Source organism: Nonomuraea sp. NPDC001636, assembly GCF_040298265.1.
Lineage (GTDB): Bacteria > Actinomycetota > Actinomycetes > Streptosporangiales > Streptosporangiaceae > Nonomuraea.
In genome coordinates, this window is record NZ_JBEOZT010000016.1 from 40064 (window position 1) to 54543 (window position 14480).

A 14480-nucleotide genomic window follows, 5' to 3' on the forward strand; every position below is an offset into this window, starting at 1 on the left:
ACTTGAGACATGTTGGGTCAACTGCTCCTTGCCGCCTCCGGGAGCGGCGTCGTGCGCCGTTCCGTGTCAGGCTTTCCGCTCACCCGCAAGGTGGTGGACCGGTTCGTCGCGGGCGAGAGCGTCCAGGAGGCCCGGAACGCCATCGAACGGCTGCGTGACGCCAACCTGGCCGTGACCGTCGACCACCTCGGCGAGGAGACGCGCGACGCGCGCGCCGCCGAGACCGTGGCGCAGGCGTACGTGACGCTGCTGGAGGCGCTGAAGCCGCTGCAGCTCGGCACCCGGGGCGAGGTGTCGGTCAAGTTGTCGGCGGTCGGGCAGCGGCTCGACGACGGCATGGCCCTGGAGCACGCCCGCGAGATCTGCGCCGCCGCCGCAGCCAACGGCTCGACCGTGACGCTCGACATGGAGGACCACACCACCGTCGACTCGACGCTGGGCATCCTGCGCAAGCTGCGCGAGGACTACCCCTCGACCGGCGTGGCGATCCAGGCCTACCTGTTCCGCAGCGAGGACGACTGCCGCGACCTGGCCCACGAGGGCTCGCGCGTCCGGCTGGTCAAGGGCGCCTACCGCGAGCCCGCCTCGGTCGCGCACCAGGACAAGCAGGCCGTGGACAAGGCGTACGTGCGATGCCTGCGCATCCTCATGGCGGGGAAGGGTTACCCCATGGTGGCCACGCACGACGACCGGCTGATCTCCATCACCGAGCTGCTCGCCGACCGCTTCGGCCGCACGCTCGGCGACCACGAGTTCCAGATGCTCTACGGGATCCGGACCGACCGGCAGGAGGCCCTGGCCGGGGCCGGCCACACGGTCCGCGTGTACGTCCCCTACGGCGACGACTGGTACGGCTACTTCATGCGCCGGCTGGCCGAGCGCCCCGCCAACGTCGCCTTCTTCCTTCGTGCCCTTGGGGGTAAGTAAATGGATGCCATCAGCAACGTCCCCGTCCCCGTGAACGAGCCCGTGCTCGGCTACGCGCCGGGCAGCGCCGAGCGTTCGGCACTGGAGGACCGCATCAAGGAGCTGGCCGGCTCCCCCGTCGACCTGACCATGACCATCGACGGCGAGCAGCGGCTCGGCGGCGGCGCGCCCATCGACGTGGTGCAGCCGCACAACCATGCCTCCGTCCTGGGCCGTACCAACGACGCTACGGCTCAGGACGTGCAGGACGCCATCGACAGCGCCCTGCGGGCGGCGCCCGCCTGGCGGGCGCTGTCCTTCGACGAGCGGGCCGCGGTCTTCCTCAAGGCCGCCGACCTGCTGGCCGGTCCGTGGCGCCAGACGCTGAACGCGGCCACCGTGCTCGGCCAGTCGAAGTCGGCGCAGCAGGCGGAGATCGACTCGGCCTGCGAGCTGATCGACTTCCTGCGCTTCAACGTGGCCTACGCCCGTCAGCTCTACTCCGACCAGCCGATCTCGTCGCCCGGCGTGTGGAACCGGATGGAGTACCGGCCCCTTGAGGGGTTCGTGCTGGCGATCACGCCGTTCAACTTCACCGCCATCGCCGGAAATTTGCCGACTTCTGCCGCTTTGATGGGGAATGTCGTCGTCTGGAAGCCGTCGCCGACGCAGCAGCTCGCCGCGCACCACACGATGCGCCTGCTGGAGGCGGCCGGGCTGCCGCCGGGCGTGATCAACATGGTCACCGGCAACGGGCAGGCCGTCTCCGAGGTCGCGATGACGCACCCGGCCCTGGCCGGCGTGCACTTCACCGGCTCGACCCCCACCTTCCAGCACCTGTGGGGCACGATCGGCGCCAACATCGCCTCCTACCACGGCTACCCGCGCCTGGTGGGCGAGACCGGCGGCAAGGACTTCGTGCTGGCCCACCCGTCGGCCGACCCCGCGGTGCTCTCCACCGCGCTGGTCAGGGGCGCCTTCGAGTACCAGGGCCAGAAGTGCTCGGCGGCCTCGCGGGCGTACGTGCCGCGCTCGGTGTGGAACCGCATGCGTGACGACTTCGTGGGCGTGGCCGAGTCGCTGACCGTGGGCGACGTGGCGGCCGACCTGTCGACGTTCATGGGCGCGGTCATCGACGAGCGGGCCTTCGCCAAGCACAAGGACGCCATCGACCGGGCGCGGGCCGCCTCGAACATCGAGGTGCTCACCGGCTCCTACGACTCCGGCGTCGGCTACTTCGTCAAGCCGACCATCCTGGAGTGCGCCGACCCGACGGACGAGATCTTCGTCAAGGAGTACTTCGGGCCGATCCTCGGCGTGCACGTCTACGAGGACCGCGACTTCGACACGGTGCTCGACCAGATGGAGGGCATCGCCCCGTACGCGCTGACCGGCTCGATCATCGCCCAGGACCGGTACGCCATCGCCGCGGCCTCGGAGCGCCTGCGCTTCGCGGCGGGCAACTTCTACGTCAACGACAAGCCGACGGGCGCGGTCGTGGGCCAGCAGCCGTTCGGCGGCGCGCGCGCCTCGGGCACCAACGACAAGGCCGGCTCGATCTTCAACCTGATCCGCTGGGTGAACGCCCGCACGATCAAGGAGACCTTCGTCCCGCCGACCGACCACCGCTACCCGCACATGGGCTGACGCCCCCAAGAGCCACGGCCGGCACCCCTGCAGGGGTGCCGGCCGTCTCCAATTCCGTCACAAACCACCCTCTGCGATCGTCAGCAGACTCCTCGCGCCTCTGGCGAAGCTGGGAACCCCGGCCCTGTCCAGCGCGGCAAGGACGTCATGGGTGGTCATGGGCGGACGGCGCTTACCCGCCGCCATCCGGGCCAGCACGCCCAGCACCTCACGCGAACTGCGGCTCATCAGCGAGCACGGTACGCATCGGGAGTGCTGACGCTCACCCCGTGGCGGCCGAGGAACGACGCCGGGAAGTCCGTGACGTTCCAGGTGACCAGGGTCCGGGCGCGACCCGCTACCGCGGCAGCCATGTGATGGCGGTCGTCGAGGTCAGGGCCCTCCATCTGATCGATCAGGTGCTTGTAGTCGTCCTCGGAGACCCGGCTGTCGGCGAAGAACTCACGGATCACCGCCCCGATACGCGCCGCCGAATGGGCGGAGCGGTGCTGCTCGCGCACGATGACACGTTCCCATTCCGACAGCAGGTGATCGCTCCAGACCCACGTGTGCACGGCGTCCTCGGTCAGCGCGAGAACGAGGTCCATCAGCGAGAACGGGAACAGCACGTTGGTGTCGACGAAGACGCGCGCCATCAGCCGATATCCCTCGGGAGATCAGTAGGGTAGTTCCGCCTCCTCGGCGACCGCCATGATCCTGCGACGGGCTTCGGCGCGACGCTCCCGGCGATCCTGGAACTCCAGGACATCTTCCAGGCGAACGACACGATGGCGACTGCCTGGGAGACGTTGTGCGGGGATCTCGCCCTCGTCCAGCAGTCGCACGACGAAGGGACGCGACAGGCCAAGCAGCTCCGCGACCTCGTTGGGGCTCAACAGGGCTTCGGCAGGCAGGGTCCAGACGGCATGCCCCTTGCCGAGGTCGTGCGCCGCGGCGACCAGGAGCCTGACCAACGAGCGCGGCAGCACGAGGTCGGTGCCGTCCGGCCCGCGCAGCACCAGCGACGCGTTCCCTGCGGCAGCCGTCGCCTCCAGATGTTCGAGCAGCTTGCGGTCACCGCTGTCGGCTTCGACGCGCGTCGCGCCGGCCAGGACGCCGCTGCGGGGCATGAGCACCTCCGACCCTCGATATCTGCAATAAGTGTAACCCGCCTGCGCCTGGAAGCAGGAGCCGGTGGCGTAATGTGCAAGGTTTGTGTCATTGACGCCAATGCAGGGCCGCGACCAGCATGAAGGCATGCAGCGACGGATCGTGATCGTCGTCTTCCCGGGCTTCCAGTTGCTGGACATGGCCGGGCCGGCGGACGTGTTCGCGACCGCCGACCTGATCGCCCGGGGGCGGGGTTACCGGGTCGAGGTGGCCGGTGTGACGGCGGGGGCGGTGAGCGCGTCGAACGGGGTCACCGTCATGGCGGGGGCACTCGGCGAGGTGTCGGGGCCGATCGACACGCTCATGGTCGCCGGCGGGCTGTCGGTGCCCCGGCAGCTGGAGAACCGCGCGCTGGTCGGGGCGGTCGCCGCCCTGGCCGCGCGGGCGGGACGGGTGGCCTCGGTCTGCAACGGGGCCTTCCTGCTGGCCGAGGCCGGGCTGCTCGACCGCCGCCGGGCCACCACCCACTGGCTGTCCGCCGACGACCTGCGCCACCGCTACGCCGACGTCGAGGTGGACCCCGATCCCCTCTACATCGAGGACGGCAACGTGTGGACCTCGGCGGGCGTGCTGTCCGGCGTGGACCTCGCGCTCGCGCTGGTGGCCAGGGACCACGGCCACGAGCTGGCCCGCGACGTCGCCCGCGGGCTCGTCGTCTACCTGCACCGGCCGGGCGGGCAGAGCCAGTTCAGCGCGCCGATGCGGGCCATGACGCCGCGCAGCCTCCCCCTGCGGGAGCTGCAGGGCTACATCGACGCCAACCCGGCCGCCGACCTGAGCGTGCCCGCGCTCGCCCGGCGCGTCGGGATGAGCGAACGGCACTTCTCCCGCGTCTTCACCGAGCAGACCGGCCTGCCGCCCGGCCGGTACGTCGAACGCAGCCGCGCCGACGCCGCCAGACGCCTCCTGGAGGTCACCGGGCATCCCCTGGAGACCGTGGCCAGGGAGGCGGGCCTGGGGACGCCGGAGACCCTCTACCGCGTCTTCCGCCGCCACTGGCGGGTGTCGCCGGGCGAGCACCGCCGCAGATTCCAGTCGAAGGAGAAATGACACCATGCATGTGGCAATCCCGCTTTATCCCCGTTTCACCGCTCTCGACGCGGTCGGCCCCTACACGGTGCTGGCGTTCGCGCCCGGCGTCACGGTGACGTTCGTGGCCGGGGAGGTGGGGCCGGTGACCGACGACCAGGGCACCCTGTCGATCGCCGCCACCGCCACCTACGCCGACCTGCCGCGTCCCGACGTGGTGATCGTGCCCGGCGGGCCCGGCACCCTGGAGGCGATGTCGGACGAGGCGCTGCTCGGCTGGCTGCGCGAGGCCCACGAGCACACGCGGTGGACGACGTCGGTGTGCAGCGGCTCGTACGTGCTGGGCGCGGCGGGGGTGCTCAAGGGCGTGCGCGCGACCACCCACTGGGCGGTGCTGGACGGCCTGGCGGGCGTCGGCGCCGAGCCGGTGGGCGAGCGCGTCGTCACCGAGGGCAAGATCGTGACGGCCGCCGGAGTGTCGGCCGGGATCGACATGGCCCTGACCCTGCTGGCCCAGGCCGACGGCGTCGAGACGGCCCAGGCGGTGCAGCTCGCGATCGAGTACGACCCGCAGCCGCCGTTCGACGCGGGCTCGCCCGCCAAGGCGCCCGAGGGCACCGTCGAGCGGGCGATGAGCCTGATCTCCTGACCGTCCGGCCGCGGCGCCCCCGTCCCTCCCGGGACGGGGGCGCCGCGCGTCGCAGGGGTCAGGGCCGGTCCTGCGCGGGCGAATCGCCCGTGGCCCCGAGCGGCAGGACGTCGAAGTGCACGACGACGTGGCCGCCGTCGTCGGGGGTGTCCCTGCCGTCCGACAGGCGGCGGAAGCGGTCCAGCACCTCCAGCACCCGGTCGCGCAGGTCGGCCGTCTCCTCCGGGGTGAGCCGCAGCGAGCGGCGGGCGAACACGCTGGCCCGCATCCATTCCTCCGGAGCCCGGGTCGCCCCGTCCCGCCAGCGGGTCAGCTCCGCGCCGCGCTGCCGGACCATGTCGTCCAGCAGGAACTCCAGGGCGTCGGCCTCCTCCGGGTGGTCCCTGGCCGGCCCGAAGCTGAAGCCGCCCGGCGTGATCCGCCAGTACTTCTCCTTGCCCCGGCCCAGCTCGGGCGCGATCTCGATCATGCCGTGGCGGGCCAGCTCGCGCAGGTGGTAGCTGGTGGCCCCGGTGTTCTGCCCGAGCAGGCCGGCCAGGCCGGTGGCGGTGGCCGGGCCGTGCTCGTCGAGCAGCTCGTAGATGCGCAGCCGCAGCGGGTGCGCGAACGACTTCAGCGCCTTCGCGTCGAGGGTGCGGGCGGAAAAGCCCTTGCCTTCTGTCACTGTGCAAGCCTATCTTTGCAAAGGAATCTATGCACACTTTTCCTTACACACTATCGGAGTGAGCCGTGAACCGTCTCGGGCGGGCCTTCTGGTTCCTGTGGTCGTCCACCGCGCTGTCGAACCTGGCCGACGGTGTGCTGCGGGTCGGCGCGCCGCTGCTGGCCGTGTCCATGACCCGCTCCCCCACGCTGGTGTCGCTGGCCGGGGCCGCCGCGACCGCGCCCTGGCTGCTGCTGGCGCTGCACGCGGGGGCGGTGGCCGACCGGCTCGACCGCCGCCGGATCATGACGCTGGCCAACGCCGCGCGTACGGCGGTGCTGGCGGTGGCGGCGCTGCTGGCGACGGCGGGCCTGCTGAACCTGTGGACGCTGCTCGCGGTGATCTTCGCGGCCGGGGTGAGCGAGGTCTTCGCCGACACCTCGGCGCAGTCCGTCCTGCCCATGACCGTCGCCAGGGACGACCTCACCAGGGCCAACGCCCGGATCGTCGGCGTCCAGACCGTCGGCAACGACTTCGTCGGCGCGCCGGTGGCCGGGCTGCTCGCCGGCCTGCTGCCCGCCGCCCTCTTCGGCGCCCCGGCCCTCCTGTACGCCGCCGCCGCCCTGCTGCTGACCGGCATGGCCGGCTCCTTCCGGGCCGCGCCGGCCGCGTCCGGGCCGCGCCGACCGCTGCGCGCCGACATCGCCGAGGCGCTGCGCTACCTGTGGGCCCACCGGCTGCTGCGCAGGCTGGCGATCTCCGCGGGCATGCTGAACATGGCCAACGCCGGATACTTCGCCGTCTTCGTCCTGTGGGCCGTCGGCGACGGCTCGCGCATCGGCCTCGACCCGAGCGGCTACGGCCTCATGATGACGGCGTTCGCGGCCGGCGCGGTGCTCGGCTCGCCGCTGACCGGGCCGGTCACGCGGCTGATCGGCGAGGCAGGCACGCTGGTCGGGGCGTGGCTGGTCAGCAGCCTGCTGCTGCTCGTCCCCATGCTCGTGCCGTCGCCGTGGGCGCTGTACCCGGTCGCGGTGGTGTGGGGCGTGACGGGGGCGGCGGCCAACGTGCTGGTCGTCTCGATCCGCCAGCGGCTGATCCCCGGCGAGATGCTGGGACGGGTGAACTCCGCCTACCGGCTGGTGGGCATGGGCGGCATGCCGGTGGGCGCGGCGCTCGGCGGCCTGGCGGGCGACCTGTTCGGGCTGGCCGCCGTCCTGGCCGGGGCCGCGGGGCTGTGCCTGGCGGCGGTGGGGCTCGTGTGGCGCGCCCTGCCTGGGCGAATTTCTGCGGCGCTGACCAGCGAACCTACACTTCCCGACATATCCAGATCACGTTAGGCACCCTATGCCGTGTGCGGAGATGACATGATTATCCCCGAGCTTGAGGGGATGGTATGCGGGAGATCGGCGGACGGTACCTCCTGAACGAGGAGGCCGGTCGTGGGGGTATGGGAGTCGTCTGGCGGGCGTTCGATCGGCTCCTCCACCGAGAGGTGGCGTTGAAGGAGCTGACTCTGGCCGGTGAGGCCGAGATGGTTCGCCGCCGGGTGCTGCGTGAGGCCCGGATGGCGGCCGGCCTGACGCACCCCAACATCGTCACGGTCCACGACCTGATGGAAGTGGGCGGCAAGCTCTGGATCGTGATGGAGTACCTGCACGGGCTCTCACTCCACCAGCTGCTCTCCCAGGTGGGCACGTTGCCCGCGCAGTCGGTGGTGGCGATCGGCCAGCACCTGCTCGCCGCGCTGCGCACCGCGCACAAGGCCGGCGTGCTCCATCGCGACGTCAAGCCCGCCAACGTGATGCTGACCGGCGACCGCGTGGTGCTGACCGACTTCGGCATCGCCACGGCCGAGGGCGACATCCGCATGACGACCTCGCGTCGGCTGCGCGGCACGCCCGCGTTCATGGCCCCGGAGCGGCTGCACGGCGGGCCGGCCAGCAAGGAGGCCGACATGTGGTCCTTCGGCGCGACGCTCTACAGCGCCGTCGAGGGCCAGCCGCCCTACCCCGGGCAGGACGCGGCCACGGTGCTCGGCATGGCCCGCAGCGGCCCGTACCCGCCGCCGCGGCGGGCCGGGGTGATGCGCCCGCTCATCGAGGGGCTGCTCCACCACGACCCGGTGCGCCGCTACACGCCGGAGCAGACGGCGGGCCTGCTGGCGGGCATGCGCGCCAGCGCCTACCAGGCCGCCATCTGACCGGCTGAGGCGGGCTCAGTCCCGCTGGGCGCGGGCCTCGGCCTCGGCGGCGTCCATGGCGGCCGCCTCCTCGGGGGTGGGCGCGGTGCCGCCCAGGTGCGCGGGCTGCCACCACACGCCCGGCGGCACCTCGGGATAGGTGCGCTGCGCCCGGTCGACCAGCTCCGACAGGCGCGTGTGCAGGTCGACGGTGTGCTGGTTGACGTCCTCCCCGCGCTTGGGGTGGAACGGCTCGCCCACCAGGATGGTGATCGGCACGTGCCGCTGGGTGAGCTGCTTGGGACGGCCCTTCGTCCACAACCGCTGGCTGCCCCAGAGAGCGACCGGGATGACCGGCACGTTGGTGGCCTGGGCCATGCGGATCGCGCCGTTCTTGATCTCCTTGACGGTGAAGGAACGGCTGATCGTGGCCTCGGCGAAGACGCCCACCACCTCGCCGGCCTTGAGCTTGCGCAGCGCGGTGGCGTACGAGCCGGCCCCGGCCCCGCGGTCGACCGGGATGTGGTGCATGCCGCGCATCAGCGGCCCGGAGACACGGTGGTCGAAGACGTCCTGCTTGGCCATGAAGCGCACCAGCCGCTTGGACGGCACCGCGGCGAACCCCGCGAAGATGAAGTCGAGATAGCTGATGTGATTGCTCACCAGCACCGCTCCCCCGGTCCGCGGCACGTGCTCCGTGCCCTCCATGTGGAAGCGGTAGTCGAGCACGCGAAAGAGGGTCCGCGCGGCGGCGATCACCGGCGGGTACACAATCTCAGCCATGAGCAGAAGGTAGCCTACTCACGCCGGTCGGCAGGCCACTCAGGAGACCCGTTCTCGCCCGGGAAAGATCGGCTCGGGTCACGAGATCGTAGGACATCGCCCCTGTTCACGCGGCGGCGCTTGCCCTCCCGTGCGAACGGGCAGATGTTCTGACCATGAAGAAGCTCATCAACACCGCCGACTCCGTGGTGGAGGACGCGCTGAACGGCATGGCCGCGGCCCATCCCGCGCTGAGGGTCCAGGACCGCGTGGTCTACCGGGCCGCGGGGCCGCGTCCCGGCAAGGTGGGGCTGGTGTCGGGCGGCGGCTCGGGCCACGAGCCCCTGCACGCCGGGTTCGTCGGCCACGGCATGCTGGACGCCGCCTGTCCCGGCGAGATCTTCACCTCGCCCGTGCCCGACCAGATCATCGAGGCCACCAAGGCCGTCGACGGCGGCGCCGGGGTGTTGCACATCGTCAAGAACTACACCGGCGACGTGCTCAACTTCGAGATGGCCGCCGAGCTGGCCGAGGACAACGACGTGGCCTCCGTGCTGGTCGACGACGACGTGGCCGTCCAGAACTCGCTCTACACGGCCGGGCGGCGCGGCACGGGCGCGACGCTGTTCGTGGAGAAGATCGCGGGCGCGCTGGCCGAGGAGGGCGCGCCGCTGACCGAGGTGGCCAGGGTGGCCGCCGAGGTGAACGAGCGCAGCCGGTCCTTCGGCATCGCGCTGACCTCGTGCACGACGCCGTCGGCGGGCAAGCCGACGTTCGACCTGCCCGAGACGGACGTGGAGCTGGGCATCGGCATCCACGGCGAGCCCGGCCGCACGCGGGTGCCGATGGCCTCGGCCCGCGAGCTGGCCGCCGTCGCGATGGAGGCCCTGCACAGCGACCTGCCGCTCCGCGGCGACCTGCTGGTCATGGTCAACGGCATGGGCGGCACCCCGCTCATGGAGCTGTACGTGCTGTTCGCCGAGGTCGCGGCGTTCGTGAAGGGCAAGGACGCGCGGGTGGCCCGCTCGCTCGTCGGCAACTACGTGACGAGCCTGGACATGCAGGGCTTCTCGGTCACCGTGTGCCGGGTCGACGACACGCTCACCCGGCTCTGGGACGCCCCCGTCGAGACACCGGCGCTGCGCTGGGGGCGTTGATGGACACCCGCTTCTTCGCGGACTGGCTGGAGGAGGCGGCCCGGCTGGTCCGCCGCGACCGCGAGCGGCTGACGGACCTCGATGCGGCCATCGGCGACGCCGACCACGGCGCGAACCTCGACCGCGGCTTCACCGAGGTCGCCAAGGCGCTGGCCGACCGGCCGCCGGGCTCCCCCGGGCAGGTGCTGGCCGACGCGGGCACGGCCCTCATCCGCCGCGTCGGCGGCGCCTCCGGCCCGCTGTACGGGTCGATGTTCCGCCAGATGGGCCGGACGCTGGAGTCCCCGGTGACGCTGGCCCGCTTCGAGGCGGCGTTCGAGGAGGGGGTGGTCGCGCTGGAACGGCTGGGCAAGGCGGCCGTGGGCGACAAGACCATGGTGGACGCGCTGGTCCCGGCCTCCCGGTCGCTGGCCCTGGCCGTACGGGACGGCATCGGGGCGCTGGAGGCGTTCGAACGGGCGGCGGACGCGGCGGCCGACGGCGCGCGGGAGACGATCCCCCTCCAGGCCCGCAAGGGCCGGGCCAGCTACCTGGGCGAACGCAGCATGGGGCACGAGGACCCGGGAGCCGCCTCGGCGGCCCTGATCATGCGCGCCCTGGCCACGGTCGCCCGGAACCGGGCAGAGGGCCGTGACCAGACGGAGGACCGGCCCCCGGCAGAGGGCCAGGGGCGGGCGGAGGGCTGATGGTCGGGGTGGTGCTGGTCTCGCACAGTGCCGGGCTGGCGGCCGAGACGGCGGCGCTGGCCCTGGGGATCGCCGCGGAGCCCGTGCCGGTGGCGGCGGCCGGCGGCACCGCGGACGGCGGCCTGGGCACCAGCTTCGACCTCGTCGAGCAGGCGGTGCGCAGCGTGGACCGGGGCGACGGTGTGCTGATCATCCCCGACCTCGGCAGCTCGGTGCTGACCGCCCGGCTGCTGGAGGAGGACGGGCGGGTGGTGATCGCGGACGTGCCGTTCGTGGAGGGGGCGGTGGCGGCGTGCGTGGCGGCGTGCACGGGCGGGTCGCTGGCGGAGGTGCTGGCCGCCGCCGAAGAGGCCCGCACCTACCGCAAACTCTGACCGCCCCCCGAATCCCGGCCCCTGCCCCGGCCCCGGACCCCGGACTCTGCCCCGGACCCCGGCCCCATGGCCCCGCTCAGTGGCCCTTGAAGGCCTCCTCCAGCCACCAGGAGCCGCGTTCGCCGGTGATCTTGGCGTGCACCAGCAGCGGGCGGTCCCTGGGCCCCTTGAGCCATTCGGCCACGCCCGCCAGCCCGGCGGCGTCCGTGACGGTCACCGCCGCGAACCCGTGGCCCCGGGCGATCGCGGCCAGGTCGGCGGGCGGGAAGCGGACCGTGCCGAGCGGATGCCCGTGCGGCCCGAAGTGGTGCACCTCCGCCCCGTACGCCTCGTCGTCGTAGACCACGACCACCATGGGCAGCCCCAGCCGGACGACGGTCTCCAGCTCGGCGATGCCCATGAACGCGCCGCCGTCGCCCAGGGCGGCCACCGGAAGCCGGTCCGGACGGGCCAGGGCGGCCCCGATCGCGGTCGCCAGGCCGAGCCCGACCGACTGGAACGCCTGGGTGAAGCAGAACCCGCCGGCGTCCGGCACGTCGAGGAACATCGAGGGATATCCCATGAAGTTGCCCGAGTCGACGGACACGACGCGCTCGCCCGGGAGCAGGTCGTCCAGGGCGATGGTGAGCGTTCTCGGGTCGATGCGGCCCGCGCCGCTCTCGTCCCGGTACGGCACCGCACGCCAGCGCCCCTCGTCCCTGATCCGCCGGGCCAGCTCGGCCGACCGGTAGCCCGGCGCGGCGCCGCCCGGCCCGGTGAGGGCCGCCGCCACGGCGCGGACGTCCCCGACCACGCCGAGGTCGGCCCGGACGTGCGCGCCGACGGCCGCCGGGTCGAGGTCGACCTGGGCCACCTTCGCCTCCGGCGCGATCAGCGTGCCGTGCCGGGTCGTCCACATGTTCAGGGCGCAGCCCCAGCCGACGATCAGGTCCGCGCCGCGGATCAGCTCGGCGGCCAGCGGGGTGGCGAAGCCGCCGCTCACGTCGAGGTCCCAGGGGCTGCCGCGGAACAGGCCCTTGGCGACGGCGGAGGTGGCCAGCAGGGCGCCGGTGCGGTCGGCCAGCGCCTCCAGCTCGCGGCGGGCGTGCCGGGCGCCGCGGCCCGCGACGAACACCGGCCGCCGCGCCCCGGCCAGCAGCCGCCCCAGCTCGGCCGTCGCGTCGTCCGCGGCTGCCAGGTCGAGCCCGGCCGCGCCCGTCACGACCGGTGCGGGCCCGAGGGGGCGCGAGGGGGCGGACTGCACGTCGAGCGGCAGGTTCAGCAGGACCGTGCGGCGTTCCCGCGAGGCCACGCGGAAGGCTTCGAGCGCCTGCTCCTCGGCCCGCGCGGCGTCCGTGAGCCGCATGGGGACCGCGCCCACCGCGGTGGCCAGGGCGTCCTGGTCGATGTGGAAGTTGGAGCGCGCGTCCGTCGCCTCACCCGCCAGGACGATCATCGGCGTACGGCTCTTGGCCGCCTCGGTGATCCCCGTCATCGCGTTGGTCAGCCCCGGCCCCTGGTGGACCGTGACGACGCCGACCTCGCCGCTCATCCGGGCGTAGGCGTCGGCCATGGTCGCCGCCCCGCCCTCGTGCCGCGCGGCGACGAACCGCACGCCGTGCTCGACCAGCGTGTTCGTGACGTGGAAGTTGCCGCTGCCGACCACCCCGAACGCCGTGCGGACGCCGCCGGCGGCCAGCGCCCGGCCGACCGCCGCGGCCGCCGTCTCCGGGACGCTCAACGTTCCACCAGGGCCAGGACGCGGACGGGGCTGCCGGAGCCGCCCACGATGGGCAGCGGCGGGGCGACCACGGCGGCCCCGGTCACCGGCAGGCGGTCGAGGTTGCGGAGCTGGGTCAGGCCGTACTTGCCCGCGCCGAGCAGGAAGGAGTGGCAGGGGAAGGGCGGGTCGAAGGAGTGGGCGGCCCCGGCGTCGGTGCCGACGGTCTCCACGCCGAGCCCGAGGATCGGGGTCTCGGCGGCCAGCCAGGACGCGCACTCGACCGAGATGCCCGGCGAGTGCGGGCCGGTCTCGTCGGCGTTGAGGAAGGCGGCCTGGTCGGCGGAGCGGGCGTCCCAGCCGGTGCGGTAGAGCAGCCAGCCGCCGTCGGGCAGCGGGCCGTTGGCGCGTTCCCATTCCTTGACGTGGTCGATCTGCAGCAGGAAGTCGGGGTCCTTGGCCGCCTCTTCGGCGAAGTCGAGCACGACCGCGGGCGCGATGAGGCTGCGTACGGGCACCTGGGAGACGTCCTGGCCGTCGCGCGCGGTGACCCAGTGGACGGGGGCGTCGAAGTGCGTGCCGGAGTGCTCGCCGGTGTGGATGTCGTTCCAGTACCAGGCGGGGCCGCGGTCGTCGTAACGGCTGATCTCCTCCAGCCGGAACGGGATGGTGTTGCCGAACGGCTCGGGCAACTGGAGGATCGGCGTCTCGGAGGACAGGGGCGCGGTGAGGTCGATCACCTCGATCGCACCGCCGCGCACGCTGTCCAGGAAGCTCTGCAACACCGACATGTCATCCTCCTTGTTGGGCTGAGCGCATCCTCCTCCAGCGGGACTCACCCGCGCAACGACGCGGGACGGCGGCCTTCACAGGTCGTCCCAGGTGGGCCGGGCGGCGGTGCCGCCTGCCGCGCGGGCTCGTCCCGCGCAGCCTGCCGAACCCGCCGGCCGCCGTCACGCCTTGGTCCACTGTGCGCAGCCGGCGGTCTGGAACGCCTTGTCGCCCGGCTCGATGGTGACGCTCGCCGGGCCGGTCGGCGCGCCCGCGTTGATCACCGAGCCGAGGTCGGGGGACGTGCTGTTCAGCCGGGCCCAGAAGCAGTTCGTGGAGCCCGCGACGGGACCGGTCGTGCGGTAGGTGCCGGGCTGCATGTCCACGCCCACGACGAACGTGCGCATCCCGGCCGTCGGCCCGGTCTGCGCGGTTCCGGGCTGCGTGGGTCCGGTCTGCGACGGTCCGGGCTGCGTGGGACCGGTCTGTATGGGACCGGTCTGCGCCGGTCCGGGTTGCGTGGGGCCGGGCTGCGTGGGACCGGTTTGAGCGGGGCCGGTCTGGAGGGGGTCCGGCTGGAGGGGGCCGGTCTGCGGGGCGTCCGTCGGGGCGGGCTGGGTGGCGGGGACGGAGGCCGAGGGCGGGCCGGTGCCCTCGACCGTCACCGTGACCCTGGGGGCCGGCGAGGCCGACGAGCCCTCCGCGCCGTACCCGACGAAGATGCCCAGGATGAAGGCCACCACGGCGGCCAGCCCGGACACGAGCAGGATGATCGGCGGACTGCTCGTCGCCCGAGGGGGCTCAGGGGGGCCGTACGTCACGGACC

The 14480-nt window shown here is 72.8% G+C and carries 17 protein-coding genes; 9 read left to right on the forward strand and 8 right to left on the reverse strand.

Annotation, left to right across the window (positions count from 1 at the left end):
* Positions 1 to 9 precede the first annotated feature (9 nt).
* Both ABT158_RS27585 and pruA read left to right on the forward strand, forming a co-directional pair.
* Positions 10 to 927 (forward strand): proline dehydrogenase family protein, encoded by a 918-nt coding sequence (locus tag ABT158_RS27585; protein ID WP_352358126.1) that lies wholly within the window; start codon positions 10 to 12, stop codon positions 925 to 927.
* Positions 928 to 2553, forward strand: a complete 1626-nt coding sequence (gene pruA / locus ABT158_RS27590) for an L-glutamate gamma-semialdehyde dehydrogenase (RefSeq protein ID WP_352358128.1) — start codon at positions 928 to 930, stop codon at positions 2551 to 2553.
* A gap of 57 nt (positions 2554 to 2610) precedes the next feature.
* Here pruA and ABT158_RS27595 read toward each other — a convergent pair whose 3' ends face one another.
* The 3 genes from ABT158_RS27595 to ABT158_RS27605 are packed head-to-tail and all read right to left on the reverse strand — an operon-like array spanning position 2611 to position 3662.
* Positions 2611 to 2781, reverse strand: a complete 171-nt coding sequence (locus tag ABT158_RS27595; RefSeq protein WP_352358130.1) for a VapC50 family PIN domain-containing toxin — start codon at positions 2779 to 2781, stop codon at positions 2611 to 2613.
* Complete coding sequence (locus tag ABT158_RS27600) at positions 2781 to 3188, reverse strand: PIN domain-containing protein (protein ID WP_352358132.1); 408 nt, start codon at positions 3186 to 3188, stop codon at positions 2781 to 2783. The genes ABT158_RS27595 and ABT158_RS27600 overlap by 1 nt, the downstream gene beginning before the upstream one ends.
* A 21-nt stretch (positions 3189 to 3209) precedes the next feature.
* Positions 3210 to 3662: a helix-turn-helix domain-containing protein gene (locus ABT158_RS27605; protein WP_352358134.1), complete on the reverse strand. Its 453-nt coding sequence runs from the start codon at positions 3660 to 3662 to the stop codon at positions 3210 to 3212.
* A 127-nt stretch (positions 3663 to 3789) separates the two neighbouring features.
* Between ABT158_RS27605 and ABT158_RS27610 the strand changes: the two genes are divergently transcribed.
* Together ABT158_RS27610 and ABT158_RS27615 are read left to right on the forward strand one after the other, a co-directional pair.
* On the forward strand, positions 3790 to 4752 hold the full coding sequence (locus ABT158_RS27610) for a GlxA family transcriptional regulator (RefSeq protein WP_352358136.1): 963 nt from the start codon (positions 3790 to 3792) through the stop codon (positions 4750 to 4752).
* 4 nt (positions 4753 to 4756) lie between these two features.
* Positions 4757 to 5380, forward strand: coding sequence for a DJ-1/PfpI family protein (locus ABT158_RS27615; RefSeq protein WP_352358138.1), 624 nt, complete (start codon positions 4757 to 4759; stop codon positions 5378 to 5380).
* A gap of 58 nt (positions 5381 to 5438) precedes the next feature.
* Here ABT158_RS27615 and ABT158_RS27620 read toward each other — a convergent pair whose 3' ends face one another.
* Positions 5439 to 6044: a helix-turn-helix domain-containing protein gene (locus tag ABT158_RS27620; RefSeq protein WP_352358140.1), complete on the reverse strand. Its 606-nt coding sequence runs from the start codon at positions 6042 to 6044 to the stop codon at positions 5439 to 5441.
* A gap of 65 nt (positions 6045 to 6109) precedes the next feature.
* Here ABT158_RS27620 and ABT158_RS27625 point away from each other — a divergent pair, with 65 nt between their 5' ends.
* Positions 6110 to 7363: an MFS transporter gene (locus ABT158_RS27625; RefSeq protein ID WP_352358142.1), complete on the forward strand. Its 1254-nt coding sequence runs from the start codon at positions 6110 to 6112 to the stop codon at positions 7361 to 7363.
* Positions 7364 to 7419: 56 nt separating this feature from the next.
* Positions 7420 to 8226, forward strand: coding sequence for a serine/threonine-protein kinase (locus tag ABT158_RS27630; protein WP_352358144.1), 807 nt, complete (start codon positions 7420 to 7422; stop codon positions 8224 to 8226).
* Between the two features lie 15 nt (positions 8227 to 8241).
* Here the strand turns inward: ABT158_RS27630 and ABT158_RS27635 are convergent, their stop codons facing one another.
* Positions 8242 to 8988, reverse strand: coding sequence for a lysophospholipid acyltransferase family protein (locus ABT158_RS27635; protein WP_352358146.1), 747 nt, complete (start codon positions 8986 to 8988; stop codon positions 8242 to 8244).
* A 155-nt stretch (positions 8989 to 9143) separates the two neighbouring features.
* Between ABT158_RS27635 and dhaK the strand changes: the two genes are divergently transcribed.
* Genes dhaK through dhaM form a run of 3 tightly spaced genes read left to right on the forward strand, consistent with a single transcriptional unit; the run spans position 9144 to position 11184 of the window.
* On the forward strand, positions 9144 to 10124 hold the full coding sequence (dhaK, locus tag ABT158_RS27640; protein WP_352358148.1) for a dihydroxyacetone kinase subunit DhaK: 981 nt from the start codon (positions 9144 to 9146) through the stop codon (positions 10122 to 10124).
* Positions 10124 to 10810, forward strand: a complete 687-nt coding sequence (gene dhaL, locus ABT158_RS27645; protein WP_352358150.1) for a dihydroxyacetone kinase subunit DhaL — start codon at positions 10124 to 10126, stop codon at positions 10808 to 10810. The genes dhaK and dhaL overlap by 1 nt, the downstream gene beginning before the upstream one ends.
* Positions 10810 to 11184, forward strand: coding sequence for a dihydroxyacetone kinase phosphoryl donor subunit DhaM (dhaM, locus tag ABT158_RS27650; protein WP_352358152.1), 375 nt, complete (start codon positions 10810 to 10812; stop codon positions 11182 to 11184). The genes dhaL and dhaM overlap by 1 nt, the downstream gene beginning before the upstream one ends.
* 76 nt (positions 11185 to 11260) lie before the next feature.
* On the opposite strand, the gene ABT158_RS27655 is transcribed toward dhaM, so the two are convergent.
* The 3 genes from ABT158_RS27655 to ABT158_RS27665 form a co-directional block, all read right to left on the reverse strand.
* Positions 11261 to 12904: a thiamine pyrophosphate-binding protein gene (locus tag ABT158_RS27655; protein ID WP_352358153.1), complete on the reverse strand. Its 1644-nt coding sequence runs from the start codon at positions 12902 to 12904 to the stop codon at positions 11261 to 11263.
* Complete coding sequence (locus ABT158_RS27660; RefSeq protein WP_352358155.1) at positions 12901 to 13674, reverse strand: cyclase family protein; 774 nt, start codon at positions 13672 to 13674, stop codon at positions 12901 to 12903. The genes ABT158_RS27655 and ABT158_RS27660 overlap by 4 nt, the downstream gene beginning before the upstream one ends.
* A 162-nt stretch (positions 13675 to 13836) precedes the next feature.
* A complete protein-coding gene (locus ABT158_RS27665) occupies positions 13837 to 14475 on the reverse strand; it encodes an Rv1352/Rv1906c domain-containing protein (protein WP_352358157.1) in 639 nt (212 codons plus the stop codon).
* Positions 14476 to 14480 lie beyond the last annotated feature (5 nt).

Excerpts from the sequence above, each read along its gene's own strand:
- dhaM (WP_352358152.1), top strand. The coding sequence starts at position 10,810 with ATGGTCGGGGTGGTGCTGGTCTCGCACAGTGCCGGGCTGGCGGCCGAG.
- ABT158_RS27600 (WP_352358132.1), bottom strand. The coding sequence starts at position 3,188 with ATGGCGCGCGTCTTCGTCGACACCAACGTGCTGTTCCCGTTCTCGCTG.
- dhaL (WP_352358150.1), top strand. The coding sequence starts at position 10,124 with ATGGACACCCGCTTCTTCGCGGACTGGCTGGAGGAGGCGGCCCGGCTG.
- ABT158_RS27615 (WP_352358138.1), top strand. The coding sequence starts at position 4,757 with ATGCATGTGGCAATCCCGCTTTATCCCCGTTTCACCGCTCTCGACGCG.
- pruA (WP_352358128.1), top strand. The coding sequence starts at position 928 with ATGGATGCCATCAGCAACGTCCCCGTCCCCGTGAACGAGCCCGTGCTC.
- ABT158_RS27595 (WP_352358130.1), bottom strand. The coding sequence starts at position 2,781 with ATGAGCCGCAGTTCGCGTGAGGTGCTGGGCGTGCTGGCCCGGATGGCG.
- ABT158_RS27660 (WP_352358155.1), bottom strand. The coding sequence starts at position 13,674 with ATGTCGGTGTTGCAGAGCTTCCTGGACAGCGTGCGCGGCGGTGCGATC.
- ABT158_RS27610 (WP_352358136.1), top strand. The coding sequence starts at position 3,790 with ATGCAGCGACGGATCGTGATCGTCGTCTTCCCGGGCTTCCAGTTGCTG.
- dhaK (WP_352358148.1), top strand. The coding sequence starts at position 9,144 with ATGAAGAAGCTCATCAACACCGCCGACTCCGTGGTGGAGGACGCGCTG.
- ABT158_RS27635 (WP_352358146.1), bottom strand. The coding sequence starts at position 8,988 with ATGGCTGAGATTGTGTACCCGCCGGTGATCGCCGCCGCGCGGACCCTC.
- ABT158_RS27585 (WP_352358126.1), top strand. The coding sequence starts at position 10 with ATGTTGGGTCAACTGCTCCTTGCCGCCTCCGGGAGCGGCGTCGTGCGC.
- ABT158_RS27605 (WP_352358134.1), bottom strand. The coding sequence starts at position 3,662 with ATGCCCCGCAGCGGCGTCCTGGCCGGCGCGACGCGCGTCGAAGCCGAC.
- ABT158_RS27630 (WP_352358144.1), top strand. The coding sequence starts at position 7,420 with ATGCGGGAGATCGGCGGACGGTACCTCCTGAACGAGGAGGCCGGTCGT.